Source organism: Megasphaera cerevisiae DSM 20462 (genome assembly GCF_001045675.1).
GTDB lineage: Bacteria > Bacillota > Negativicutes > Veillonellales > Megasphaeraceae > Megasphaera > Megasphaera cerevisiae.
In genome coordinates this window covers 1-24,929 of the sequence record NZ_LEKT01000048.1, presented here as the reverse complement: position 1 = coordinate 24,929, position 24,929 = coordinate 1, and the positions used below count along the sequence as shown (strand labels likewise).

Genomic DNA, 24,929 nt, shown 5'->3' with positions numbered 1-24,929 from the left:
ATCATCGGGTAACGACGCGGGATATTGTCGTGGAGGCGGACAAGGCTAAGGAAGAAGCCAAGCTGGAAAGTCAGCAAACAACGATCATCACGGCGGCAGACATTGCCAAGAAGCAGGCGAAATCCGTAGAAGATATCATCTTCAGCGAGACCGGCGTATCCCGTACGGTAGACGCCATGGGCCGCGTCACCGTATCTATTCGTGAGGGGCGAACCTCGCCATACGCTCATCCTCATCGACGGACAGCCCGTCATGGGTGACTTTGCCAAGTACAGCGGTACAGGAGACGAATTGCAGCGGCTCGGCACAGAAAATGTGGACCATATTGAAATCATCCAGGGCGCTGCGTCGGCCAAATACGGTTCCGATGCCATTGGCGGCGGCTATGTCCCGGCCAAAGATTTCTTGCTTGAAGCGTTCTATACCTTCGGTGCCAAGGGCATCGGCAAGCGGGATACGCTCTATGGGTCGGAAAATTTTACGCTCGGTGATTATACACGGATTCAAGGTACGTTCAAATTCTGAGGCAGGAAAACAGATAATATACACAAGACGGGCTTGTCAGGAGAATATACTTCTGACGAGCCCGTCTTGGCTTTCGGTTATTATGTTAAGTGTGGACAGTACTAGCCACGATAAATTATTCAAATACTACAATAGATTGCGGACGTTTGATCCGCAGGCGGATCGTTTCCAGAATACGGAAGCGGTGGTTGAGGTCGACTTCTTCCAAATAAGCGGTTTTCAAGTCCTGTCCGATAGCCAGATCAAGATTACTGCTGTCCGATGTTACTAAAATTGCCCTGTTGTGGCCTAAAATTGGCGTAGGGTATACTCGTTTATGCAGCAGGCCTTTGATTCGGTCTAATTCCAACAAGCCTGTACCTGGCTGCAATCGGTGCAGCTGCAAATATAAATCAGAACTCAGGACCAACGAATAATTTCCGTATATTCCTTTTTCGATCAGCGTAGTAATCGCTGCAGAGATATCTGTGAAAGCATTTTCACCTGTCTTCCAGTCGGATTTCTTTTGCGTATTACTGCCGGCAGCCGTCAACAGACCGTCAATTCCCAGTGAAGCATTGCCAAAAAAGATTAGCGTATCTTCGCGAATTGCCGCCTGCTGAGCGGCGCTGCTGGCTTTGGTCAAATCAATGGGATAACTTAAATGCAGCGAATTTTCTATATCTCTGCCGTATAAGGTGAAATCGGTATACAGCGCAGGCAGTTCAACGAATTTTCTGCCTGTAGTAGTCAGAATACCATCGGTCGTTGTTTCCTCCAATGTATCGGCATCATCAATTGTGACCGTATTTACGCCAATTCCCAAAGGCCCGAATAAAGGGATGAATTTCCGTCCCGTTAAAACGTTACTGGCCGATTCGGTTACGGTCTTATCAATCTGCGCCCAAAGTTCTTCGCTTATGGGGGCATCATTTCTTGTTAAATAATCCATAGCAATATCCCTCCCATGCATATATTTAAATTTTACGCGATCAGTCTTCTTTTATTAAACTTCCGATGGTGGAAGACGGCGTATTGACAGCCGTTTCTTTGTCAAGCTCTTCCATCAGTTCCTTGACTTCCTCTTCCCCTGAAATAAAGAATTCTGCTTCCTTAGGATCAAGAATACGCAGCAGCGTCATTAATTCTCCTACATGTGCTTTTTCTTCATCCCGGATATCAGAAAGTACTTTTATAGCGGCCTTGTTATCCGTAGCCTGCACGTGGGCATCATAAAGGTAGATTGCTTCCAATTCTCCGGAAATATCCATACGAATTGCCTGTGCCAATTCTTCATTTGTCAATTTTCGGTTGACATTCATTCCAAACGGATTTGCAAAATCAGCCATGATTCCATCCCTCCAATACATTGTAACTACAATTCAGTAAACACTTTGCTATACTTTGCATTATATCATGAATAAGGATTGTTTGTAAGATATGTTTGAAAATTAGATGTAATATTTATTACGTATTGACATTTACATTCGTATATCGTAATATTTAAATATAGAGATATAAAGATGCACGAAAGAGGTGATAAAATTGGCAATTGATGATTTTGATATATTAAATGAAAAAGCAAGAGTTTTGAGGGTACTGGCGCATCCTGTACGTCTGTGTATTGTAAGGGGGTTGTGGGAGAAGGGCAGCTGTAATGTTTCGCATATGCAGTCTTGCTTGGAAACCCCGCAGTCGACGTTATCGCAGCATTTGCAGCGGCTGCGGGCGGCTGGAATTGTCTCAGCAGTGCGAAACGGGACAGAAATGAAGTATACATTAAATATGGAATTGATCGGAGCGTGGTTACCGGTCTTATTTTCTGAAAAATGAGGTGAATATCATGAAAAAATACATTATTGTTGGAGGGGTAGCCGGCGGAGCTACGGCAGCAGCTCGACTGAGACGATTGGACGAAGCTGCTGAGATTATTTTGATAGAACGGGGATCGTATATTTCTTTTGCCAATTGTGGGCTGCCATATTATATTGGTAATGCTATACAGGATCGGGATCGTCTGTTGGTGCAGAAGAAGGAAATATTCTGCAACCGATTTCGTGTAGATGTGCGGACAGATAGTGAGGTTACAGCTGTCAATACGGAAAACAAAACCGTCACGATACGAACAGGAGATATGGCATATGAAGAAACGTACGATGCACTGCTGCTGGCACCGGGAGCCCAGCCGGTGCGTCCGGCGATTCCGGGTATTGATAATGAACGTATTATGACACTGCGCAGCGTACCTGATGCCGACCGACTGCGTCAATGGGCGGATAAATATGAAGGCAGTGGTCGGGCAGTTGTGGTCGGCGGTGGTTTTATCGGCGTAGAAATGGCAGAAAATCTGCGTCAGCGGGGTATGACGGTGACATTGCTTGAAGGAGCGACTCATATTTTGGCGCCTTTTGATACGGATATGGTAAAAATTATGGAACGGGAATTGGTCCAAAACGACATTCGCTTGTTGTTAGGGAACGGTGTGCAGTCCTTTGCGTCTCAGTCAGACGGTGTATCCATAGCGCTTGCAGATGGCAGGCAGCTAACTGCTGATTTCGTTGTCTTGGCTATAGGTGTTCGTCCCGATACGGCATTTTTAAAACAAAGTGATATTACATTGACGGAACGCGGATATATTGTGACGGATGACCACATGCGGACAACGGTGCCGGATGTGTATGCTGCCGGCGATGCCGTGCAGACTCGCCGGGTTCTTTCCGACGATGCCCTATCCGTAGCATTGGCCGGTCCCGCAAATCATCAGGGGCGTATTGCCGCTGATAATATGACGGGCAGGGATACTGTATATGAGGGTGTTCAGGGTACCTCTATTTTGAAGGTATTTGATTTGACCGCGGCTGCAACGGGAGAAAACGAACAAGGTCTAAAGCAGCGGCATGCAGTTTATCATGCCGTCAAGGTCTATCCCGATTCCCATGCCGGGTACTATCCCGGCGCCGTAAAGATGGCCTTGAAAGTATTATTTGATGACCGCGGCCGTATATTGGGGGCGCAGGCAGCCGGATATGATGGCGTGGATAAACGCATAGATGTATTAGCGGCTATGATTCGTCATGGACATACGGTACAGGAGCTGGCCGAATTGGAGCTGGCATATGCGCCACCCTATTCATCGGCAAAAGACCCTGTGAATATGGCCGGCTATGCTGCCGAAAATGTGCTGGACGGTTTGACGGATCCCATATCCTATGAAGAGGCTTCCGAAATGATAGATCGAGGTGCTGTGCTCATTGATGTGCGGACTCATGACGAGGTTGCCGCTGGCGGATTACCGCGGGCTATCCATATTCCGTTGGAAAACCTGCGGGAACATCTGCATGAATTAGATATAGCCGTTCCTATTATTGTGTATTGCCAAATTGGACAACGTGGATATTTTGCAGAACGGCTGTTGAAGCAGCACGGATATACAGTGAAAAATCTTATGGGGGGATATATGGCGGCAAAGGATGCGCTTTTTTCGGTTCCTTCAGCAGAAACGCTGATTGACGACGGGCAGTCAGAAAAGCTGTATGACGGACGAAGCACGGCTTTTTCGAGACTTGAAACTGCGCAAATGCCGTCTGCCATAGAATTTGATGTGACGGGTCTGAGCTGCCCGGGACCGCTGATGAAGCTGCGGGAATACATGGAAACCATGCAGGTCGGAGCTGTTGCCAAATTTACGGCATCTGATCCGGGATTTTATACGGATAGTCAGGCATGGTGCGAACGGACAGGAAACCGTCTGCTTCACCGGGAACGCAAGAATGGGCTCATTTCCGTATGGATACAAAAACCAGCGGCAGTCCCCGCACCGTCAGGTATAGGAGAACCGGCAAAGGACGATAAGACGATTGTCGTATTCAGTGGTGATTTAGATAAGGTATTAGCTGCCTTTGTCATTGCGAATGGTGCCTTGACTATGGGTAAAAAAGTAACGATGTTTTTTACTTTTTGGGGCTTGAATGTACTGCGCCGGCCTGAAAAAGTGACAGTCCGCAAGGGCCTTGTCGATACCCTGTTTGGATGGATGATGCCGCGGGGCAGTAGAAATCTGACGCTTTCCAAAATGAATATGGTGGGAATGGGTACAAAATTGATGCGTCAGGTTATGCACGATAAAAATATCCAATCATTGGAAAGCTTAATTCAAAGTGCGCAGGCCGGGGGCGTTCATATGATTGCCTGCCAAATGTCTATGGATGTCATGGGGATTCGCAGGGAAGAATTGATGGATGGAGTGGATGTCGGCGGCGTGGCAACGTTTCTTGGCGCAGCAGAGGATGCCAATATGAGCTTGTTTATATAGAAGCAGATAACATTCTTTACTGGCGGACGTCAGATTGTACATAACGGCGGGGAGCTTGAATAAGATGCTGAACATAAATCATACAAAAAAAGTATTGATTTATTATGGAAGAAGCGATATAATGACATTGTAATAGATAATGATAATTAAAAAATAATTTTTTTGATATATTAAAAATACATACACTGATGGAAATCATGAAGTGTTTTGCAGATAGTCACTACATATACATCTGCAGCAGCTTAGAACGAAAATGTCTTCATGTTAAGAACTATAATTATGATTTTGAGTTTAGGTAAAGGAGCGAGAAATAATGAGTACATATGATTTTACAGTTAAAAACATGCAGGGAAAGGACGTATCTCTTTCTGAGTATTCGGGAAAACTTCTTCTTATTGTAAATACGGCAAGCAAGTGTGGTTTTACTCCGCAATATGATGGCTTGGAAGCGTTGTATAAAAAATATAAGGATCAGGGCCTTGTAATATTGGGCTTTCCGTCCAATCAATTTCTGGCTCAGGAACCGGAAAGCAACGAAAATATTTTATCCTTTTGCAAAATCAATTATGGAGTGACATTCCCGCTGTTTGCGAAAATAGATGTACGTGGAAAAGACGCGGATCCTTTATTCCAGTTCCTCACCGCAGAAGCTCCGTTTAAGGGATATGAGCTCGATAAGGAAAGCGGGCAGACTATACAAAAGGTGGTAAAACAATATTATCCTGAAAATGTGGAAGGCAATGAAGTGAAATGGAATTTCACAAAATTTCTTATTGGCCGGGATGGCAGTGTAAAGGGGCGTTATGAACCTAGTGTGACACCGGAGGAATTAGATCCGGTTATCAAAAAAATGCTGTAATGCAACAGTATCATATGATATAAATCAATTTTTAAATGAAAGGAATGATTACTATGTATGAAGAAGCAGTACTCGATATTATAAAAAAGGAACCGGCTTTTATGGCTTCGGTGAGCGGAGAACGGCCGCGTATCCGTCCTATGAAGGCGTTTGTTGATGAATTTGGGCATATATGGCTGTTCAGCCGCTTTGATTCCAAAAAAGTGGAAGAATTGAGCGTCAATCCTCGTGTAGAATTAGCTTTTATGGGCAAAGATGATAGCGTTGTAACGCTTTTTGGCCAGGTCAAAGATGAAACTAAGCCAGGGACGCCTCAATTTCGTCTAGTGCGGGATGCGATGCTGAATACGATTCCTGAAATGAAAAATTATTTTGGGAAAAATGAAGAAGATAAAATTGTGTTATATCAGCTGGTAGTACATGAAGTCAATTACATGCTGCCGGACAGAACGGTTACCTCGCGTGTTAATTTACCCATGACATATAATCCGGAAGTAGAAGTAACCTTCTGCAAAGGTGGATTTTGCCTGATAGACGGTTAACCTTTTTCCTTAGGACGTGTGTTGTTTCCTGGATAAAAAGAATAGTCAATAGGATAACGCTGAAAACGCCATTGCTGAGAATGCTCAGTAATGGCGTTTTTGCTGATTGAATATAACAGTATTGATGCTTAGTGCAGCGCACGCAGTATTTGCTGCAGCGTCGTCACTTCAAGCTGTCCGGGCGCGGATGCTTTTTTGGCAGAGCCAAAGGTCAGGGCAGAGCCAAAGATTTCCCCGCTGATACGGCTGATAGCGCCTAATTTACCCATGGACATAGTAATGATTGGTTCTTCCGGATATTGGGATTTCACCGCTTCTGTAGCACGGAGGAGTGTCAGAACATCTTTGGGAGAGATCGGCATGCAAGCCAGCTTGGCTACATCAGCACCGAGCTTTTTCATGCCTGTCAGGCGTTCTGTAATTTCGTCAAAAGAAGGGGTTTTGTTGAAGTCATGATTGCTCATGATGACGGTTACACCGCATTCCCTGGCAATTTCCAATGTCTTTTTTATGCTGCTGCGGTTACGAAAATATTCTATGTCGACGGCATCAACGTGACGCGAACGGATCGCATATTGAAGAAGCTCAAAATAATATGATTCGGGAACCTCTGTTTCACCGCCTTCTTTCTTGGTACGGAAGGTGAATAGCAGGGCCACGCTGGGGAGTTCCTGCCGTATAGCTTGAAGCGCCCGGCCGACAGCTTCCAGCTGTGTTACATCCTGAAGAAAATCGATGCGAAGCTCAACGACATCATAAATTTTATCCTGAAGATAGCGGCATTCCTGAATGAGTTCTTCGATAGAATGGCCGACGATGGGAACGCAGATTTTGGGCATGCCATTGTCTAAGACAACATTGCCTATTTTTACCATGATACGTAGCCTCCTTATAGGGTTCGTGAATATTAATTAGCGGTTTTTTCTTTCATGACACTATTATAACGTACATAAATGATGCAGGCTACAATAAATCCCGCCAGCGCGATTATAGCGTCAAGTCCCATAATACTGTTGATGCCGCTGTCAGCCATATAGCCGGTGACAACAGGGATCGTAAAGGAGGCGATGGAGCCGGTTGTGTAAAATATACCTGTCATAGTGCCCTTGCCCTTTGGGAACATTTCCGTCATCATAACCAGACCGAGCTGCATGACGCCGCCGGCAGCGGAGAAACCAACAACGAGGGAAAGAATTGGTGCCAGTGATCCGGAAGGGATAAAATACAAGCCAGCAATGGATACTGTCGAGATGAAGGTATAGACAACGAGCAGTGTAATAGGGCGAATGCCTTTTTTGGTAATAAAAGCAGTGAAAAATACGCAGGCCAGAGAGCCGATGGAGTAGTAGCTCATCAGAGAACGCGCTGCCATGTCCTGCATTTGCGCGACGGCAACACCGTATTTTGTCAGCCATTGGCTGATAAGATAAAATGTGGCTTGAGAAATATAGCCGTAAATGACAAAGCAGACACCTTCGAGATACCATTTCGATTTAGGCAGCCAAGAGGCTGCAGAAGTATCTTTTTCCGATGCTTCCTGCACGGGATTCATCGAGGGGAACGACATTTTCAGCATAATGGGGATATTGATTGCCAAAATAACGGCGGCAACAATAAACGACCAGCCATACCAGGCCTTTGTGGCAATCAGAATGCCTATAAAAAGCGGCAGGAGAAATTGACCGGCTGAAATAAATGCTTTTAAAAGAACAGTTGCCGTACTGGCACTTTCGGGATACGATTCAATCAAGGCCGGATAGGTTCCTGCATCAAGGAATGAGTTTGCTATGCCGGCGAGAATGCCGAATATGCAAGCCACTACTGAAGTCGGGCTAAGAAGAATACCGGCAAAAAAGAAAATATAGGTGATCATGCCCAGTAAAATAAATGGCTTGCGGCCATATGTATCAGATAATTTTCCTGATACAAACAAGACGATCAAACGGCCAATGCCGAGCATGGAAATGACCCAGGCAACGTCGGCGATACTGCCCCAGCGGGCTGCCAGGGCATCCATATTCTGTGCTAAAATGATAACGCCTATGCCATGTACAAAGTAGTTCAGATACAGGCTGAGGTAAAGGGGACGGTATGAATGTTTTTGTTCCATGTTCTGTACTCTCCTTTGGATTACAAATCAAGAAATCTTAAAATAGGACTTCTTTGATGAAATCAACAGGCATATCCTTGCCAGTCCAAAGTTTGAAGGCAGCAGCTCCTTGATAGAGCATCATGCCGAGACCATTAAAATTTTTGCAGCCGATTTCTTCGGCCCATTGGAGAAGTTTAGTCTGGCGCGGTGCATACACGGTATCCATGACGATCAAGTCCGGACGCAAATAGGATTTATCTGGAATAGCGACAACGTCTTCCAGCGGCTTCATGCCGCAGGAGGTACTGTCAATGTAAATATCACTGTTGTCCAGCTCTTCACGCAATTTGGCATGATCGGCCAGATCGTATACGTTGACGATGCAGTTTGTGCGTTCCCGAAGTTTTTTGGCAGTGTCCTGCGCTTTTTCAAAAAAAGCATCCTTTTGGTTGAAAATAGTCAATTCACGAACTCCGTCCAGCGCTGCCTGTACTTCAATTGCCGTGGCAGCTCCGCCGGCACCCAATACGGTCATTTTTTTACCGATATATTCAACACCCTCTGTAGTCAGAGATTGCATAGCCCCTACTCCGTCTGTAATGGTACCGGTCAGAATGCCGTTGTCGTTGACGACCGTGTTGCAGGCACCGACGATTTGAGATACGGGAGATAATGCATCAAGATATTGTGTAATGGGTCCTTTGTTCGGCATGGAGACGTTGAAGCCGCGTACCTTCATGGCACGGAGGCCTTCTACCGTAGCTTGCAGTGTAGCGTTGTCTACTTCAAAGCAAACATATACGTAGTCTAATCCCAGCTTCTTGAAAGATTCATTGTGCATAGTCGGAGACATGCTGTGACGAATCGGATAGGCAATCAAACCGATTAATTCTGTGTGACCTGTTACTCGTTCAGTAATAGCAATTTTACCCATAATAATGATTCCTCCTGGTCGTGTTGAAAATAATACTATCTTATATTGTGTAAATTTTCACATTATCCGCCATGAAATATGAACGGATACTAGTGTATAATACTGCCGTAGCCAATATACGGCTGCGGCAGCAACAGATAAAGTTAATCAAATCCGCCGATCATATCAATCGTATGAAGAATATTGCGGCCAGCCTCTGTACCATGAATAATCTGCCCTGTTTTGCGGCTGTTGCCAAGATTGCAGAAGGGGATGCCTTGTTCCTCCGCATATGTTTTAAAGGGATCCTCTGCCGGAATATCAGGAATAAGACCCATACAGATAAATCCATAATCAAAGGGATATTCGGCTAAGTGACCGTCATGGGATGCAATAAATTTATTGGGGCAGACTTTTTGCAGGGCGGTACCCAAATGCATGTCGACAGGATGAGTTGCCAATAATTCCTTGAACGTTGATTTGGAGACGACATCGGCGTCTTTGCCGAAAGAAGGCATCATTTCGATCATGGTGACATGGGCTTTGCGCAGGGTAAAGAACTCCATGACATCGAGTCCGACGGCGCCACAGCCGATAATGGCGACGTTCTTACCTGCGGCATTTTGTTCAAAGTAAGGAATGTTATCCATAAAGCCATAAATAGATTTGACTTGTGTTCCTTCTGCGTCCGTTAGTTCACGCAGTCCTTCAATAGGCGGCAGCATGGGCTTGGAGCCCGTTGCTGCGTAGAGAATATCAGGCTTCAGTTCGATCAGCATTTTTTTGGTAGCGGTAGTCCCGCATTTGATTGTCAAATTTGGCAGGTGCGAAGCTCGCTGTTCCAAATATGCCGGAAAATCTTCTATACGGCTCTTTTCGGGAAAACGCGCGATCTTACGAGCCAGCCCCCCTAATTCTCTTTCTCGTTCGATGAGAGTGACACGGCAGCCAGCTTCTGCAGCTGTACAAGCGGTTTCCAAGCCGGAGGTGCCGCCGCCGATAACAACGACGTGAAGGTCGCGCGTAACGTTGTTTTTCTTATATGCTTCGCCGTAAATCAAATCTGGATTGACGGTACAGCGAAGGGGCTGAGATTTGGAAATACGATGATCGGCACAGCCGATATTGCAGCTGATGCACTTGCGGATATAATTCGCACGACCCGATTGTGCTTTGCGGGCCCAGTCAGGATCGGCGATCAGACCGCGCCCTATGGCCAGAAAATCCGTCTTGCCATCAGCAAGAAGCTGATCCGCAATTTCAGGATTCCGGATATTGCCGGACAGGATGACGGGTTTGCCGAATTTGTCTTTGACGGCCTGTGAAAGATAGGCTCTCCAGCCGTCTGGCAAGTCGCATTTGTCGATTTGATACTGAATGGAATCGTTGACGGCTGCCGATACATTAATAATATCGACTTCCGGCTGAATATATTCCAATAATTTCAGCGTGTCGTCGAGTGTGTTGCCGCCGTCGATAAATTCAGCTGCTGAGATACGGAAGGAAATAGGAATCCATTTACCTACGGCGCTGCGGACCGCTTCGATGACAAGACGGGCGAAACGAGCTCGGTTTTCGTAAGAGCCGCCGAATTCATCGGTTCGTTTATTATACAACGGAGACAGAAATTGGTCGAGAAGATACGAATGGCCGCCGTGGATTTCTACCATATCGAAGCCGGCCTGTACAGCGCGCTGCGCGGCCTCTGCGTATTTAGTGACGATATTCAGGATTTCCTGTTTGGTCAATGGCCGCGGTGCGGGATTACCCTCTTTAGATGGAACAGAGGAGGCCGATACGGATTGCAGCCCCTGGAGACGTTCCGGATAAGCTGAAGCGCCGGCGTGATTAAGCTGGATAGAGGCAAGGGCCCCATAAGCATGAATGCGTTCTGTCAATTCATACAGTCCGGGAATAAACTGGTTTTTGTCGATACGGAGCTGCTTGGTTCCGTTCGTAGCCAGCGGGTAGTCAATACAGGCATTTTCGACGGTAATAAGCGCTGTGCCGCCGCGGGCACGCAGACCGTAATATTTTTTCATGTCTTCCGATACTTCACCGGTAAAGGTTGCCAGATTGGAACCCATAGGCGGCATGATAACACGATTTTTAAATGTTGTACGTTTAACGGTCAGAGGTTCAAAAATGTGTGGATAGTTCCGACTCATGAACGATGTTCCTCCTTCGATGTTATGAAAATATTGTGAAAAAACTAACTAACTTTCTCCTTCACATTTATTATACGAATAAAAAAACAATAGCACAATTTCTTAATTATGCTTCGAATAGTTTAAAAAAACTATTAAAAATGATAGAATAGAGAAGAGAAAGGATGACATATGACGATCAGCCATATTGATTTTTCATGGCATATGATTCGTACATGGGGAAAAACAGCTGTTTGTAGAAAATAAAGTATAGAGTTGATACAGATAAACTTGTCTTTGCAAGCTGGTATATTTGATAGCATAAATAGAATAAAAGCATTTAATAAAACTATTGATCAGCAGGTATATGTTACGTAGTGTAATACATAAAGAGAGAAATGGAGGAGCATATGAATTTAAAGCAATTACAATATTTTGTAAAATTGACGGAAACAGAACATTACCGAAAAGCGGCAGAAGAATTATACATAACGGAGCCAAGCTTGAATCGGGCAATTCGGGAAATGGAAAAGGAATTGGGCATACAACTGTTTGAAAAAAGAGGACGTAATATTTTTCTCAATAAATATGGCCGTATTTTTCTCCCTTATGTGAAGCATTCCCTGCAGGAATTGGAGAAGGGGATCGATGTTATGAAAGCCTATACCCGACCAGATCAGGGAAAAATTACGCTGGGATTTGTCTATACCATGGGGTATACTATTGTGCCGGAAATGATTACTCAGTTTCAGGGGATTCCAGATAATAAAGCTATTTCCTTTGATTTCAAACAGGGGACGACAACCAGCCTGATACGGGAATTAAAGGAAGAACATCTGGATATGATTTTTTGTTCCGCCGTTGAAAATGAACCTGAAATTATGTTTTATCCTATTGCTGAAGAAGAACTGGTCGTTGCTGTTCCCAAGGGACACCCGCTGAGCAATCGCGGATCTGTATCGTTGAAGGAATTGGAACCGTATCCATTTATTTCGTTTAATCAAAACAGCGGTCTTCATGAAATGGTTGCAAAGCTGATGCGGCAGGCTGATTCACATCCTCAGGTTATTTGTCACATAGAAGAGGATAACGCAATGGCCGGATTTGTAGCGGCAGGGTATGGCGTGGCGGTTATTCCTAATTTTTATACACTGAAATACTATGATTTGGATAGAATTCCTATTGCCGATTCTTTTGAAAAAAGATCTTTGTTTATGGCTGTCCAGAAACAGTCTAATTTACTGCCTGTTGTAGAACGATTTCGTAATTTTGTTCTTTCTCGATGGCAGCGGGAAAATGTATAACAAAAAAAGCCCCCGAAGAGGGCCTTTTTTGTTGTGTAAGTAAATGTAAGCGTGTAAGCAGATTGTTTTGTATATACTATTTTATACTATTTTTAATTCACATCTAAAAAGGAGAGTGCAATGTTGACCTTTGAGCAGGTTATCTCAGAATGGCGCCAGAAATAACCATCTGCTGTACCTGGCTCGTACCTTCGTAAATCTGGGTGATCTTGGCATCGCGCATGTAGCGTTCTACCGGATATTCACGAGTGAAGCCATAGCCGCCGAATACCTGTACGGCGTCGGTGGTGACTTGCATGGCTACGTCAGATGCGATTTTCTTGGCAATGGCAGCATCCATGCTGTAGGAGCCGGGTTGATTCATGCTGTACGCTGCTTTATATACAAGGTAGCGTGCGGCTTCGATCTTGGCCTTCATATCTGCAAGGATAAAGCCGATAGCTTGAAATTTTGCAATCGGTTTGCCGAACTGTACACGTTCCTTGGCATATTTCAGTGCATGTTCATATGCGCCTTCTGCAATACCCAAAGCCTGGGCGCCGACGCCGACACGGCCGCCGTCCAAGGTCATCATAGCGATTTTAAAGCCGTCGCCTTCTTTGCCGAGGAGGTTGGCTGCCGGTACTTTGACGTCCTGAAATACGAGTTCACGCTGTACAGATGCACGGATACCCATTTTCACTTCTTTTTTGCCGTATGTAAAGCCCGGTGTGCCTTTTTCCACGATAAATGCACTCATGCCTTTAGCACCTTTAGATTTATCAGTGCTGGCAAATACAACAGTGATTTCAGCTTCGCCGCCGTTGGTATTGAAAATTTTAGAACCGTTCAATACATAATGGTCGCCGTCTTTGACTGCTGTCGTGCTGCCGTTCAGCGCGTCTGTCCCTGCGTTTGGTTCGGTCAGGCCGAAGGCACCGAGTTTTACGCCGCTGGCAAGCGGTTTGAGGAACTTCTGTTTCTGTTCTTCTGTACCAAATTTCCAGATAGGCCAGGAGCAAAGTGTCGTATGTACTTCAAAGCTGAGCCCGATAGACGGATCTGTTTTGGAGATTTCTTCACAAGCCATTGCCATGCTGAGGAAATCGGCACCTACGCCGCCGTATTCTTCTTCATAGGGGATACCCAGCAAGCCGAGTTCGCCCATTTCGTTGACAATACTGCGGTCGAAAATTTCCTTTTCATCCCGTTCCTGTACTGTCGGTGCCAGGCGTTTCGCTGCAAAGTCAGCAGCTAATTTTACGATATCCGTATCGATATCTCTTACTGCAAAATCCATGAGACTATTCCTCCTAAATAAAATATATATCTAAATCTATGTATAAACGCGGATACAGTGTATAGAAAGCATCCCTGTATTCGCGTTTATTGCAGTAAACAGGTCTTACAGGAATACTTACAGAATTTCGGAGAAAGCCTGCAGGCGTGTGCGGATCTGTTCCAAGGACGGCGATTCCAAATCGAGGTCAAGAACGGTATAGCGCAAGCCGGCTTTTTCAAATTCGGCTTTGTAAATAGGATAATCAAATTCTTCGGGGTCACAGAAACGCATCATGCAGATTACAACCGCGTCAGCCTTTGCTTTTTTGGCCATATTGATAAGCATCTGTCCGCGAGGTTTATCGACATTCATAGCGAGCGGGCAGCCGTCGAAATCCTGCCACCAGGTTGCAAGCTGTTCCAGCGGATCAATGCCGTAGGGAACGTCGTTGCGGTACTGGCGGGATTCCTGAGCGAGATCATCTGCTACGACGGCAAATCCGAATTCGCTGAAAATATCAAGAAATTCATCTGGTTCAGCCATGATGCCGGAGAGGACTACCTTTTTTCCTGTCCAAGGATGCACGGCTTCCTTCTGTACAGCCGCGATCAATTCACGGACCCAGGCTGTATGTTCTGCTTTATCCATAAACCAGCGGGCTTTGATTACGTCGTGACGCTTTACAGGTGTGAAAATCTGCGGATACAAGGCAGCAACATCACAGAATTCGCGCATAACCTGACGGTTTTCATTGTATACACGAATGGCTTCCTGTAAGGCCATGTCGGTGATCGTTACACCGAGAATGCGTTCTAATTCTTTGCGGACATGATCGTATTCAGCCTTCAGGAAGGTAACAGCCGCTTCGATTTTACGATTCTGCGGTTGTGTAAATACGATGACAGGAGCTTTGCCGTGCCATTTCTGGCTCATGCAGCGAAGTGTGTCGCAGGGAACCGAGAAGAGGACAGCATCAAGGCAGTCATACGTGCCGTTGAGCTGCAGTTCCATATCAGCCTGCATGAGAGAGCAGGCAAACGGCGGCAGATATGCGCGGGCCGCAGAAATTTCCGGGTTCTGGGCACCGAACAGGCCTACGGGAAGACAGCCGGCAGCATATACGATTTCTTCCGGTGCATAGTAGGGCATAATACCTACAAGACCCTTGCCGGTTTTTTTCTTATAATCTAAAACGGTTTTCTGAGGATGATTTGCTACTTCCTGGAATTTATTAATCAGTTCATCAATCTGGCTCATTACTGTTTTCCTCCTTCGCTTGCTTTCTTTTCGTCCATTGTTTCACATAATGCTTCTACTCGTGTATCAAACTGTGCTTCCGAGAAGTTGCGGGGATCTGTCTGGTCACCATCAAAAATGACGTACGGAACATTGAGATTCTTTTGAATGCGTTTACCGCCTTCGTCGTTGAGGAGACTCATATTCTTGCAGCTGCGGTTCTGATGCATAATAAGACCATCGCATTGTCCGTCCCGAACGACTTGTTCCAATACCTCGCCGCGGCGCTGGAGGCAGCAGTTGATATAGGTGCGGGTATACGCTTCGGCCATGGATTCAAGATTGCCCGGTTCATAGGACACATCCCACATGCCAGGATATGCAGACCCGGTCATCAGGGCGCCTTTTCCTTTTAGTTCTTTAAAGGTGTGACCCAGTGCGATCCATACGGCGATGCCTTCCCAGGTAACACGCGTTTTTTCATTATCGCCAAAGGCGTATTTTTTGGCAGCTACCTTGGCTTCCAGTTCCTTGACGAATTTGTTGAATGTAATTTCAGAATAATCCAGGGACCGGCCGGCAACAGCAAGACCCATATAGTTGAAAAGGTCAAAGCCGTTGAGCGGAGAGGGTTTGTACGTAAGGAATGTAGCGATTTTATTCCAAGCGGCAATAGAACGCTGTGTCTGTTCCTGTACTTTGAAAAATTTATCATAATTGAAAGGACGGCCGCAGATTTCTTCGAGCTGCTTGATTGCCTGCTTAAATTCGCCGACAATATATTCTTTAGCATGCTGAGTAACCGGATATTCGTGGTTGAACGGCACATCAATCGTAATCAAAGGAATATGCAATTCATTAGCAAGATTTTCATACCACTTCAGCAAGGTATTGCAAATGTTGTTGCAGGTAATGACCAGATCCGGCAAAGGAATTTCGGAGGCAGGGGAATTTTTCAGTTTTTCCGGCGTAACACCAGTAAGAGCCTGTTGTTTCAACAATTCCATGTAACCCATGTTGACACGGCAATATGAACAGATATCCTGATTATAGCCTTTGTTTTCAGCTACTTCGAGCATATCCGGAGCACCATGACGGGCGCCAATGCCGGCAGCATGTGTTTCCGGAAATACGACGGCAATATCCATGGCCGTACAGAATTCCGGAGGGGCAACTGATGCGGACCAGCATACCAGACGTCCTTCTTTTTTAGCTTTTCTTGCATCTTCATCAATTTTGGGCAGGAAATAGCCAAGGGCGTCTTTGGCACTCATGCTTTCAATATCTACTGCTTTTTCTTCACTCATTACTATCTCTCCTCTGTAAAAAGTATAAGGAACTTTTATAAATAAGCCGTATCGTTTACGATAACAGGAGCAAACGGGTTTGGCGTATTTTTATGGAACGGCCAGGTGGGAGCCTGGCCGCTGAAACCTGCTTGCGGTAACTACTATGACTGGCTTTTTGATATCTTTTCATAAGCCAGCAGGGCGGCCCCCAGTGCTCCGATGATCTGCGGATGAGAAGCTACCCGGACGGGAATGCCCAGCTCTTTGGAAATGGCATCCACTACGCCGGGATCGCGGGAACCGCCGCCGGTCATTGTCAAATCAGGCCCTACACCGACGCGCCGTACCAAGGCACTGGCTTTGCTGGCAATGGACTGATGTACACCGGCAACAATATCTTCTTTGGGAATGTTTTTGGACAATAGGGAAATGACTTCCGACTCGGCAAACACCGTGCAGGTACTGCTGACCTTGGCGGGATGCTTGGATTTGAAATACCATTCTCCCATTTCTGACATGGGAATTTCCAGTACCTTTGACATGACGTCAAGGAAACGGCCCGTGCCGGCAGCACATTTATCATTCATGGCAAACTGCATGACCAATCCCTGTTCATTCAATTTGATGGCCTTTACATCCTGACCGCCAATATCAAGAAGGGTCGTGGTGCCGGGACATTCAAACAAGGCCCCTTTGGCATGACACGTGATTTCACTAATTTCGCCTTTGGCTATTTTGACGTTGAACCGGCCATAACCGGTGGCAATGATATTTGCCATGTCGTCAATCGTGAGATCTGTGGCGGCCAGAACTTCTTTTAAAACTCGTTCCGGCCCGGTAGAGCCGGTCCCAATCTGGACGACTCTATGCGATATGATTTTTTTACCGTCTTCTAAAATGACGGCTTTGGACGAGGAAGATCCTACGTCTATTCCGAGAGTATACATGTGGTTTAGACCTCCCCACGGAAGGCAGCTTTTTTGCCGTTATGTTATATAATATAAGAATGTAATATGTATCAAAAATGTTTATAAATCAGGGAATGGATTGGCATTTCCTCTGTTGATAGGAGCATTGGTCTGCACATATTCTACAAGAATACCTTGATTGGTACTGGGGCGGCGGAAATTTACGATAATGTCGTCAGTACCCTGAACGGCTTTCTTTTCGAGCATGCAGCCTGGCGTTTGTGCTTCCATGTGCTTGCGGACGGCTTCTACGTCATCGACTTCAAAGGCGATGTGAGCAATCCCGCCGCGTCCGCCGTTGAATTGTGTCAGTACACCTTCACGTGGAATGATCATTTCAATAGGGCTGCAGAACGGGCCCTTTTTTGTGAAAATAAGATCAGCATGGTAGGCATCGACAAACCCTGCGTAGTCAACTTCCAAACCGTTTGTCTTCAAAAAAGCATGTGCTTTTTCCAATGTCGGAAGAACAATGCCGATGTGATGAAGACGCAGGGGGTGCCAGGATTCACTCAGCTTTCCTTCAGCACCCAATGCTTCAAACGGGTTTCTGCCGCGACCAGCAATGGGAGCCGTTGTTTGTACATATTCTACAAGGATGCCCTGGTTGGTGCTGGGGCGGCGGAAGTTTACGACGATATCGTCTGTACCTTGGACTGCTTTCTTTTCAAGCATACAGCCCGGAGTTTCTTTTTCCATTTCTGCACGGACCGCTTCCACGTCATCGACTTCAAAGGCAATATGGGCAATACCGCCCTTGCCGTGGTTGAATTGAGTAAGGACGCCTTCGTGGGGAATAATGAATTCAATAGGACTGCTGAATTCACCTTTCTTTGTGAAAACCAAATCGGCATGGTAGGCATTGACGAAGCCAGAATAATCAACTTCCAGACCGTTGGTTTCAATAAAATCATGTGCTTGTTTTAACGTAGGCAATACAATGCCTATATGATGTAATCTCATGGGTTTCATGTATACATTCCTCCTGATACTAAATGACGTGATATAAATAGGGTATAAACCGGATACTTATTTCAGTCCCATTAAATCCCTTGAAAAAACTCGCAGGGGCATGACCTTATATGTATCGATGATTGGCTTGAAATCCATTTGTGAAAGAATATCCCGTTCGACATCAATACCAGGGGCAACTTCGATCAAATGAAGTCCTTCCTCTGTTAATTCAAATACGCACCGTTCCGTAATATAAAGTACCCGTTTCCCCTGCTTGGCTGCAAAAGGTCCGCTGAAGGTAATCTGATCTACATTTTTGACAAATTTTTTAGCTTTTCCTTCCTGGATAATACGGACACGCTGCCCATCCATTCTGATTTTCAGACCACCGGCGGTAAACGTACCGCAGAAAAATACCTGCTGTGTTTTCTGGGTAATATTGGGGAAACCGCCGCAGCCGGCAATATGTGAACCGAACTTGCTGACATTGATGTTCCCCTGTGCGTCACATTGTGCCAGGCCGAGGAACGCCATATCAAGACCGCCGCCGTCATAAAAATCGAATTGTGTGGGATGGTCGAGGAGCGCGTCAGGATTCATGGAAGCGCCAAAACGCACGCCAGCCTGCGGGATACCGCCAATAGCGCCGTCTTCGACGGTCAGTGTAATCCGGTCTGTAATGCCTTCTTCATCGGCAATCAAAGCAACATATTCAGGAGCTCCGACACCGAGATTGACAACGACATCCTTTTTTAGTTCCAAGGCGGCACGGCGGCCAATAATTTTTTTAGGACTCATCGGCAGGGGCTGACTGGTTATGTCGTAAGGAGCGCGGATTTCACCGGACAACGTAGGATCATAGTCGCAGTCAAAGCTTTGCTGATGGTCCTTGGGATCGGCGACGACAACAGCGTCTACGTAAATGCCTGGGATTTTTACCAAACGCGGGTCCAGGGCGCCGGAAGCAACTACCCGTTCTACTTGAACAATGACAATGCCGCCGTTATTTTTAACGGCCTGGGCGACGACGGTATTTTCCAGAGGAGCAACTTCTTTTTCCATTGTAATGTTGCCGCATTCATCGGCATACGTACCGCGCAAGAACGCGATGTTTACAGGAAAGCAGGGGTAAAAAAGCTGTTCATGCCCGTTGATATCCATGAGCTGAACTAAATCTTCTGTGGTTCGTTCGTTTAATTTACCGCCTTCCTGACGGGGGTCTAGAAAGGTTTCCAAGCCAATGTCTGTAAATACACCTAATTTCCCGCCGGCTAAAGCACGGAACCAATGGCAGAGAGTTCCCTGGGCAAAATTATATGCCTCGATTTTGTTATCGACCGCTAGTTTGCTCATGGCAGGAACCGTATCCCAATGACCGAGGATTACTCGTTTGACTAATCCTTCATGAGCCAGATGTTCGCCGCCGCGTCCATCACGGTTTCCCTGTGAAGCGGCGTACATATACGTTAAGTCTTTCGGACAGCCTGTTTCTAAAAAACGTTTTTCCAATGCTTTCGTCAAAGCTTCACAATGGGCACATCCTACAAAGCCGATAGATGTAATCGTATCATTGTTTTTGACTAATTGCGCTGCTTCATCTGACGTGATAATTTTCACTTTCTTCATTGTCGCATTCATCCTCCTGCTTTTTGTTCACATCGAACTCGCCATCTTCGTTTTTTCACATTCTTCACAGGAATGTGAAGATGAAAAATGAAATTCGAATTTGGAATTATTAACAGGTGAGTACGGTGTGTATAGTGAAAATAACTCCGAATAGAATTATCGATTAGAATGATATCATGCAAAATCTATAGCGTCAAGGAATAACGATAAGAATAGAGAAGACTTTTTAGTCAAAGAAAGAGTGAATTGTATCAAAATGCACTCTTAGCACCTGCGGTGTAACATGACGCATTTTAGACACGTATTGAATATAGTGATGTATACGATATTGTTTGATAAAAATAATGTCGTATACATCACTATATTTTTAAATATTACAGTATTTATAAAAGAAATAAATGAATAAAACAATAAAATATAAATTTAAATGATATAATGTCATGACAAATAGAAATGCTTTCTCTTATTGCATATACTGAATAAACCGCTTTATTCAAAAATAAATCTGCAGGTATTGTGAAAATATACACAATATTCTTATTTTGTGAGTGATTATATTCTAATAAAGAATATATAATAAATAAAATTAATTCCGTGATATTATTCTTTATTAAAATAATTTATAATACGAAATATTTTAATAAAGAATAATACAAAATGATGAAAATGTCAAGAAAATAAATAAAACCCCGCTGCCAATCGAACAAAATGTTCGATTGGCAGCGGGGCCGCCGACCTGTTGAAGCAATACCGGCAGGGCTGTCATTCATGTACACCAATTATAAATTAAAGTCGATACTATTATTTATACGCGATGAAATGGCATGGTAGCACGTTTCAGAAAAAGGAACAGCAATGCCCAGCTCATGGGCGGTTCGGACAAGATAGCCGCTGAAGGTTTCTAATTCACTCTGATGTCCATGGATAATATCACGTGCCAGTGAACTGGTGACGTTTTTAGCATTTTGATTAACGATTCGGTTGTAAATGCCATCTACAAGATTCGTATCCAACGCAATTCCCAAGCCAGTGCCGACGGCATAGGCTTCTTCTAACAGCGTACGGAATTGCTCTTTTCCCTCGGGATGCTCAAACACATCGCCAATATTCCCCTCATAATAAGCGGTAATCACATTATAAGCACAATTTGTAATATACTTAGCCCAGAGTTCGGCCTGAATGTCATCTGCAATCCGGCAGGTAAGTCCTTCATGGTTGAGAACCTCAAATACCTTCTGCGTGCAGGCTGCATCATTGGAGCCAATCACGATGCGAGCATATTTTCCGGACTGAAAAATAGAAAAATCCTCTTTGTATGCCGAGGTAATATAGATGGCAGAGTCAACGATATGTCCTTTTTCGAGCCATTTTCGGGCAACACCGATATGGTCGACACCGTTCAGAATGAGAACGACGATCGTATGACTGTCGACGCAGGGCAAAATATCTGACAGCGCGTTGGGGAGAGAATAATTCTTCACGCAGATAAAAATGATGTCCTGGGTGCCTGCACTGGCCGGATCAGATGTTACTGTTGGATATGACCGGTGCTCGCCAAAAAAATCACTATGCAGGATCAGGCCATTTTTGATCAGCGCGTCCTTGCGCTTTTTGCGGGCAACGACGGTGACATCGGGATAATTTGCACATAGTACAGAGGCAATATACCCACCGACACCACCGATGCCGGTAACCATTAATTTCATCGTATCATCTCTCTTTCTTTTAACGCCTGATAAAATCGTTCGGAGACAGGGACGCTTACCTGCAGCGCCTGTGCTGTGCGAATAAGATAGCCGCTGAACGTTTCCAGTTCAGTCGGTTTGTGGGCCATGACATCACGGGCCATAGAGCTTGTCGCGTCCAGGTTGCGGTGGCTCATCATCGCGTCAAAGGTTGTGCCAGGAAAATCAGCCGGAATAGCAATTCCCTGGGCAACAGCGACCGCATAGGCTTCCTGGATCAAGGCCCGGAATTCTTCAAGGCGCCGCGGATCCTCCCGCAGGCCGCGGGTGGTGCAGACATAATAAGCGGTAATCGTATTGTAGGCGCAGTTGAGAATATATTTTTTCCACAATTCCACGTCCATATCAGCGGGAATTGTGCATGTCAGCTGATTCGGATGATGGAGTACGTCTCGTACCTTTTGGGCCGTCTCCAGATGAGGCGCATCAACAAAGACCCGTACATAAGGACTGGTATGGCGGATAGAGAAATCTTCACAGCAGGAGGAGGTAATATAAATAAGTGCATTAACCACCTGTCCCCCGGTCAGCATATGGCGGGCTGCTTCGGCATGATCGACGCCATTCATGACCGGAACAATGATTGTATGGTCGTCAATGCAAGGCAGGACGGCTGTCAGCGCGTCACATAGAGAAAAATTTTTGACGCAAATAAAAATAATATCCTGTATGCCGGCACTGGCGGGATCATCGGTTACTGCCGGATGAAAGGTACACTCTCCCAGAAGTGCACTGTGCACGGCTAATTTTTGCTGCAGGGCTTCTTTATGCCTGCCCCGGGCAATTAACGTAACATCCTTATCGTGTGAGCAGAGAACGGCGGCAATATAACCGCCGACACCGCCAATCCCGCTGACCATTAGCTTCATGAGCGATCCTTCTTTCCATTACTAAATATATTATGTGTATTATATAACGAATAGCAGGAAATTAGTAGATAGAAATGATCAAACGATTGCAGGAAAATCAAAAAAGTGCGTAAATATGTGAAAAGAAATACAGCAGCGCAAGAATAAAAACAAATATCTAAAACAGGGATACTGCAAAGTGATGTGTTTTGTGACAGTCAATATCAAATAGTAATAAAACGTTTAATTGCATGAATACAACGTTTAACTTGAATAAAAATTAAAAAAGTACTTGACAAAAGAAGGCATTATATGGATAATTAGGATCAACTCTCTGGCTGAGAGGGCTGCTATAACAACGATATATACTGACTATGATGGGGTAAAGAATGATGTTTTCGTCTGCACAGAGAATCCGGTATTGGTGAGAATCGGATGGGATCCGCATGATTCGACTTCGCCCAGGAGTTTCTGCATCGATATGCTTTTTCGCAGCACGAGGCGCAGACGTGATTCAGCGTTAATGAAGGTCGTATGACAGACCGTGAGCATAATGACAGGGTGGTACCGCGATAGCTTCGCCCCTGTTGTCTTCTGCAATATTGCAGAGGGCGACAGGGGCATTTTATATTTAGCAGCAGAATCTATTTTTTTTAGGGGGAGTACATATGGAAAAAATACTGGAACAGGGAACGGTCCGCAATGTGATGACAGGATTTCGATGGAAAATAGCCTTTCTTATTTTTTTAATTAGCTTTGTCGCATACATGGATCGTGTCAATTTATCTGTGGCAACGCCGGTTATTATGCAGGAATTTGGGTTTACTAAAATTGATATGGGCTTTATTCAGACCTGTTTTTTTGCAGGGTATGCGCTGATGCAGGTTCCTGGCGGTATGCTGGCGGAAAAGTGGGGACTGCGCCGTACCGGCGCTTTCGCAATTTTATGGTGGTCTGTTTTTACGGCGCTGACAGCGCTGGCCAAGGGAAAAATTAGCTTTGCCGCGGTCCGTCTGTTATTTGGGGTGGGAGAAGGACCCGTGTTTCCCTCCCTGGGAGCGGCTACCTTTAAATGGTTCAATAATCATGAAAAAGGAAAGGCCAGCTCTTCGATTTTGCTGGGCACCTTCTTTGGCCCTGTAGTCGGTCCGGCAGTTACGGTTTCCTTGATGGCTGTCTTTGGCTGGCATGCTGTATTTCTGATTTTTGGCGCCGTGGGAGTGGTGCTGGCCTGGGTATGGCATAAATATGCCGTAGATAATCCTGTCGACAGTCCCTATGTCAATGAATTGGAGGCTGCTCATATCAATGCGGGACGTTCAGCTAGTACGATCAAGAAGACGGTGGCGCCGTGGGGACAATTTCTCCGGTCCACCCAGTTTTGGGCGGTAGGCATTCAGTTTATGGTTGTCGATTACATTATGTATGTATTCCTGGCCTGGCTGCCCTTGTATTTGACGGAAATGCACGGCTTATCATTGAAGGCAATGGGGGTTTGGGCTTCTTTTCCATGGATTGCTCTCATGGCGATGGTATTTGTGGCCGGATATATTTCCGATAAAATGGCAAACGGCAGGAACAGCGAACGGCAGTATACGATGCGTACGATTACGGCCATGATCGGGGTTGCCGTCTGCTCTCTGGGACTGTATATTGCAGCGCATACACCGGATGCCGTTATGAACATTTTCTGGATGTCCGTATCGTTGGGGGCGTTGGGGTTTTCCATGAGCGCCAGCTGGTCTACGGTTATTTCTTTAGGCGGGAAATATACAGGCTCGGTATCCGGCTGGATGAACCTGTGGGGAAATATAGGCGGCGTGCTGGCGCCGATCGTTACGGCCTACTTTGTTACAAACTATGGCTGGAACGAAGCTTTTATAGCAACCTCTTTATTTGGTATTGTAGCGATTATTGCCTGGCTTTTTGTCAAACCGGGAAAAGCGCTTGTATCGGAGGAAGCATAGCCTATTCCAATAGAAAGTAGTGATATAGAAAGCAGTATCCAAACCTTCCGAAGGAAGGAGAGATACTGCTTTTTTTGTCTGCAGCAGACAAAAAATACGTAAATTTTATATTCTCAGAATAAAAAATATACTGCGCCTGGACTATGTTTTTTTCCTGCTATTTTGAAAAAATGTCCAAACGGATCATTTTTATGTCCGAATGGAGTAGAAGGATTGGGCTGTATTTGATATAATGGCAAACAGAAAATGATTACTGGTATCGAAAATAGATACTGTGTGGAAATGGAGAAGCCTTATGAACTATACAGCAGCAAGAATGCCTCGCCGTGCCTGGTATGCCAGCCTGTCCTGGGCCGTCGCAC

20 protein-coding genes and 1 pseudogene are annotated in these 24,929 nt (G+C 45.4%); 7 read left to right on the top strand and 14 right to left on the bottom strand.

The features are described 5' to 3' along the window. Window positions 1-23: 23 nt before the first annotated feature. Window positions 24-381: pseudogene (locus tag AB840_RS11990) on the top strand (TonB-dependent receptor plug domain-containing protein); the annotation flags it as partial. A gap of 259 nt (window positions 382-640) precedes the next feature. On the opposite strand, the gene AB840_RS11980 reads toward AB840_RS11990, so the two are convergent. Together AB840_RS11980 and AB840_RS11975 are read right to left on the bottom strand one after the other, a co-directional pair. Continuing rightward, window positions 641-1,456, bottom strand: coding sequence for a family 1 encapsulin nanocompartment shell protein (locus AB840_RS11980; RefSeq protein WP_048515081.1), 816 nt, complete (start codon window positions 1,454-1,456; stop codon window positions 641-643). 40 nt (window positions 1,457-1,496) lie between these two features. Then, a complete protein-coding gene (locus tag AB840_RS11975; protein ID WP_048515080.1) occupies window positions 1,497-1,853 on the bottom strand; it encodes a demethoxyubiquinone hydroxylase family protein in 357 nt (118 codons plus the stop codon). Between the two features lie 196 nt (window positions 1,854-2,049). On the opposite strand from AB840_RS11975, the gene AB840_RS11970 reads away from it, so the two are divergent. The 4 genes from AB840_RS11970 to AB840_RS11955 all read left to right on the top strand — a co-directional run bounded on the left by AB840_RS11970 (window position 2,050) and on the right by AB840_RS11955 (window position 6,217). After that, the gene (locus tag AB840_RS11970) at window positions 2,050-2,337 is read left to right on the top strand and encodes an ArsR/SmtB family transcription factor (RefSeq protein ID WP_048515079.1); all 288 of its coding nucleotides are present in this window, start codon (window positions 2,050-2,052) and stop codon (window positions 2,335-2,337) included. Between the two features lie 10 nt (window positions 2,338-2,347). Next, window positions 2,348-4,816, top strand: a complete 2,469-nt coding sequence (locus AB840_RS11965; RefSeq protein WP_200809961.1) for an FAD-dependent oxidoreductase — start codon at window positions 2,348-2,350, stop codon at window positions 4,814-4,816. 313 nt (window positions 4,817-5,129) lie between these two features. Continuing rightward, entirely contained in the window at window positions 5,130-5,675 is a 546-nt protein-coding gene (locus tag AB840_RS11960; protein ID WP_048515078.1) for a glutathione peroxidase, read from the top strand. Window positions 5,676-5,728: 53 nt separating this feature from the next. After that, on the top strand, window positions 5,729-6,217 hold the full coding sequence (locus AB840_RS11955; protein WP_048515077.1) for a pyridoxamine 5'-phosphate oxidase family protein: 489 nt from the start codon (window positions 5,729-5,731) through the stop codon (window positions 6,215-6,217). A 128-nt stretch (window positions 6,218-6,345) separates the two neighbouring features. Here the strand turns inward: AB840_RS11955 and aroD are convergent, their stop codons facing one another. The 4 genes from aroD to AB840_RS11935 form a co-directional block, all read right to left on the bottom strand. Continuing rightward, window positions 6,346-7,092 carry a type I 3-dehydroquinate dehydratase gene (aroD, locus tag AB840_RS11950; protein WP_048515076.1) on the bottom strand — a complete coding sequence of 249 codons (747 nt, stop codon included), beginning with the start codon at window positions 7,090-7,092 and terminating at the stop codon, window positions 6,346-6,348. A 32-nt stretch (window positions 7,093-7,124) separates the two neighbouring features. Continuing rightward, the gene (locus AB840_RS11945) at window positions 7,125-8,327 is read right to left on the bottom strand and encodes an MFS transporter (protein WP_048515075.1); all 1,203 of its coding nucleotides are present in this window, start codon (window positions 8,325-8,327) and stop codon (window positions 7,125-7,127) included. Between the two features lie 37 nt (window positions 8,328-8,364). Next, complete coding sequence (locus tag AB840_RS11940) at window positions 8,365-9,243, bottom strand: shikimate dehydrogenase (RefSeq protein WP_143745075.1); 879 nt, start codon at window positions 9,241-9,243, stop codon at window positions 8,365-8,367. Window positions 9,244-9,386: 143 nt separating this feature from the next. Next, a complete protein-coding gene (locus tag AB840_RS11935) occupies window positions 9,387-11,390 on the bottom strand; it encodes an oxidoreductase (protein ID WP_048515074.1) in 2,004 nt (667 codons plus the stop codon). A 389-nt stretch (window positions 11,391-11,779) separates the two neighbouring features. Between AB840_RS11935 and AB840_RS11930 the strand changes: the two genes are divergently transcribed. After that, entirely contained in the window at window positions 11,780-12,673 is an 894-nt protein-coding gene (locus AB840_RS11930; RefSeq protein WP_048515073.1) for a LysR family transcriptional regulator, read from the top strand. A gap of 139 nt (window positions 12,674-12,812) precedes the next feature. On the opposite strand, the gene AB840_RS11925 is transcribed toward AB840_RS11930, so the two are convergent. The 8 genes from AB840_RS11925 to AB840_RS11890 form a co-directional block, all read right to left on the bottom strand. Continuing rightward, window positions 12,813-13,952, bottom strand: coding sequence for an acyl-CoA dehydrogenase (locus AB840_RS11925; protein WP_048515072.1), 1,140 nt, complete (start codon window positions 13,950-13,952; stop codon window positions 12,813-12,815). A gap of 117 nt (window positions 13,953-14,069) precedes the next feature. After that, window positions 14,070-15,191, bottom strand: a complete 1,122-nt coding sequence (locus AB840_RS11920; protein WP_048515071.1) for a 2-hydroxyacyl-CoA dehydratase subunit D — start codon at window positions 15,189-15,191, stop codon at window positions 14,070-14,072. Further along, entirely contained in the window at window positions 15,191-16,477 is a 1,287-nt protein-coding gene (locus tag AB840_RS11915) for a 2-hydroxyacyl-CoA dehydratase subunit D (RefSeq protein ID WP_048515070.1), read from the bottom strand. The genes AB840_RS11920 and AB840_RS11915 overlap by 1 nt, the downstream gene beginning before the upstream one ends. 143 nt (window positions 16,478-16,620) lie before the next feature. Then, window positions 16,621-17,406, bottom strand: a complete 786-nt coding sequence (locus AB840_RS11910) for an acyl-CoA dehydratase activase (protein WP_048515069.1) — start codon at window positions 17,404-17,406, stop codon at window positions 16,621-16,623. Between the two features lie 81 nt (window positions 17,407-17,487). Next, window positions 17,488-18,399: a VOC family protein gene (locus AB840_RS11905; RefSeq protein WP_048515068.1), complete on the bottom strand. Its 912-nt coding sequence runs from the start codon at window positions 18,397-18,399 to the stop codon at window positions 17,488-17,490. A 57-nt stretch (window positions 18,400-18,456) separates the two neighbouring features. Further along, window positions 18,457-20,007 (bottom strand): acyl CoA:acetate/3-ketoacid CoA transferase, encoded by a 1,551-nt coding sequence (locus AB840_RS11900; protein ID WP_048515067.1) that lies wholly within the window; start codon window positions 20,005-20,007, stop codon window positions 18,457-18,459. 779 nt (window positions 20,008-20,786) lie between these two features. Further along, window positions 20,787-21,713: a ketopantoate reductase family protein gene (locus tag AB840_RS11895; RefSeq protein WP_048515066.1), complete on the bottom strand. Its 927-nt coding sequence runs from the start codon at window positions 21,711-21,713 to the stop codon at window positions 20,787-20,789. After that, window positions 21,710-22,621, bottom strand: a complete 912-nt coding sequence (locus AB840_RS11890) for a ketopantoate reductase family protein (protein ID WP_048515065.1) — start codon at window positions 22,619-22,621, stop codon at window positions 21,710-21,712. The genes AB840_RS11895 and AB840_RS11890 overlap by 4 nt, the downstream gene beginning before the upstream one ends. 647 nt (window positions 22,622-23,268) lie before the next feature. On the opposite strand from AB840_RS11890, the gene AB840_RS11885 reads away from it, so the two are divergent. Continuing rightward, entirely contained in the window at window positions 23,269-24,567 is a 1,299-nt protein-coding gene (locus AB840_RS11885; protein WP_048515064.1) for an MFS transporter, read from the top strand. Window positions 24,568-24,929 lie beyond the last annotated feature (362 nt).